The sequence below is a fragment of the Pengzhenrongella sp. genome (assembly GCF_036565025.1).
Classification (GTDB): domain Bacteria; phylum Actinomycetota; class Actinomycetes; order Actinomycetales; family Cellulomonadaceae; genus Pengzhenrongella.
Genome location: NZ_DATCNW010000393.1, coordinates 1 through 2,326, shown reverse-complemented (window position 1 = coordinate 2,326; position 2,326 = coordinate 1). Strand labels below are relative to the sequence as shown.

Here is a 2,326-nt window from a genome sequence, read left to right as displayed (position 1 = left end):
GGAATAGGGGGCGGGTGGGGGCGGTTGGGTGCTCCAGACGGGGACGAACGGGCGGTTCGGAGAGCCGGGCGCGCTGCCGGGGTCCCCGGCGGGGTGAGAATGATGGGCTACCCGTCCACCGGAAGCGAGGAGCGCGCAGTGAGTATCGAGCAGCCGCGCGTCGCCATGCTCTCCGTGCACACCTCCCCGCTCGACCAGCCGGGCACCGGGGACGCCGGCGGTCTGAACGTCTACGTCACAGACCTGTCCCGCGCGCTCGCCCGGCGAGGCGCCCAGGTGGAGATCTTCACCAGGTCCACCTCCTCCGCCCAGGGCGACCTCGTCGAGCTCGACGCGGGGGACCCGCGGGTCCTGGTGCGGCACATCCCCGCCGGGCCGTTCGAGGGCCTGGACAAGAACGACCTGCCCGGCCAGCTCTGCGCGTTCACCGCGGGCGTGCTGCGCACCGAGGCCGGGCGCACCGAGCACTGGTACGACGTCGTGCACTCGCACTACTGGCTCTCCGGCCAGGTCGGCTGGCTGGTCGCGGACCGCTGGGACGTGCCGCTCGTGCACACCATGCACACGCTCGCGAGGGTCAAGAACGCCGCACTCGCGCCCGGTGACACCCCCGAACCGATGGGCCGCGTGATCGGCGAGGAGCAGGTGGTCGCGGCCGCCGACGCGCTCGTCGCCAACACCGCCGAGGAGGCGAGCGACCTCGTCCAGCTGTACGACGCCGACCCTGCCGCGGTGCACGTCGTCGCCCCCGGCGTGGACCTCGCCCTGTTCCACCCACTGCGTGCGTCCGACGGCGACAGGGCCGCCCTGCGCGCCCGGCTCGACCTGCCCGCGGACCGCCCCGTCGTGCTGTTCGCCGGACGGGTCCAGGCGCTCAAGGCGCCGGACGTGCTGGTCCGCGCGCTCGCCGTGCTCGCCGCCACCGGTCGGCCGGTCCCGTTGCTCGTCGTCCTGGGCGGTCCGAGCGGGCGGGCGACCGCCCTGCGCGAGCTCGAGGCGCTCGCCGTGACGAGCGGCGTCGGGGAGCACGTGCAGTTCCGGGCGCCGGTCCGGCGCGAGGTGCTCGCCGACTGGTTCCGGGCCGCGGACCTGGTCGCCATGCCCTCGCGCAGCGAGTCGTTCGGGCTCGTGGCCGCCGAGGCGCAGGCGTCCGGGACCCCCGTGCTCGCCGCCGCCGTCGGCGGTCTGCGCAGCGTCGTGCACGACGGCGTGACGGGTCGCCTGGTGGCGTCGCACGACCCGGTGCGGTGGGCCGACGCGATCGCGGACCTGCTGGCCGACGACGTCGGCCGGGCGGTGCTCGCCGACGGAGCCCGGCGCGCCGGGGAACATCGCGGCTGGGACGCCGCCGCCGAGCAAGTGCTCAAGGTGTACGCGCTCGCGGCCCAGCGTCGGGTGCTCTGACCCAGATCCGCGAGAGGTCCGCTACCGCGAAGCTGGGTCCGAGCTTTCGACCCGCTCCGAGCGTCCGACCCGCCGGGCACGGTCCACAGACCGGAGGTCCCGCGCCCGCTCGGGGCGAGTGCGGCAAGATGAGCGAATGACCTACACCCTGGTACTGCTCCGCCACGGCGAGAGCGAGTGGAACGCAAAGAACCTGTTCACCGGCTGGGTGGATGTCCCCCTGTCCGAGAAGGGTGTCGCCGAGGCGATCCGCGGAGGTGACCTGCTGACCGAGGCCGGCGTGCGCCCCGACGTCGTGCACACCTCGCTGCTGCGTCGCGCGATCACCACGGCAAACCTCGCCCTCGACAAGGCGGACCTGCACTGGATCCCGGTCAAGCGCAACTGGCGCCTCAACGAGCGGCACTACGGCGCGCTGCAGGGCAAGGACAAGAAGCAGGTCCGCGACGAGTTCGGCGAGGAGCAGTTCATGCTCTGGCGCCGTTCGTACGACACCCCGCCGCCGGAGATCAAGCTCGGCTCGGAGTTCTCCCAGGACGCTGACGTGCGGTACGCCGGCGAGCCGACGCCGCTGACCGAGTGCCTCAAGGACGTGCTCATCCGGGTGCTGCCGTACTGGGAGTCCGAGGTCATCCCCGACCTCTTGGCCGGCAAGACCGTCCTGGTCGCGGCGCACGGCAACTCCCTGCGCGCGATCATCAAGCACCTCGACGGCATCGACGACGAGACGATCTCGGGCCTGAACGTGCCCACCGGCATCCCGCTCGTCTACGAGCTGGACGAGAACCTCAAGCCCACCGTCCCGGGCGGCCGCTACCTGGACGCCGACGCAGCCGCCGCAGCAATCGCCGCAGTAGCCAACCAGGGCAAGTAGCCCCCACCAACAGACCCGTAACGTCCGAGCGTTGACGTCCTATAGGAC

The 2,326-nt window shown here is 72.5% G+C and carries 2 protein-coding genes; both read left to right on the top strand.

The genetic code is table 11. From position 1 onward, the window contains the following. The first annotated feature begins 99 nt into the window (after positions 1 to 99). Positions 100 to 1,404 carry a D-inositol-3-phosphate glycosyltransferase gene (gene mshA / locus VIM26_RS22230; protein ID WP_414696545.1) on the top strand — a complete coding sequence of 435 codons (1,305 nt, stop codon included), beginning with the start codon at positions 100 to 102 and terminating at the stop codon, positions 1,402 to 1,404. A gap of 136 nt (positions 1,405 to 1,540) precedes the next feature. Further along, complete coding sequence (locus VIM26_RS22225) at positions 1,541 to 2,278, top strand: phosphoglyceromutase (protein WP_331955353.1); 738 nt, start codon at positions 1,541 to 1,543, stop codon at positions 2,276 to 2,278. Positions 2,279 to 2,326 lie beyond the last annotated feature (48 nt).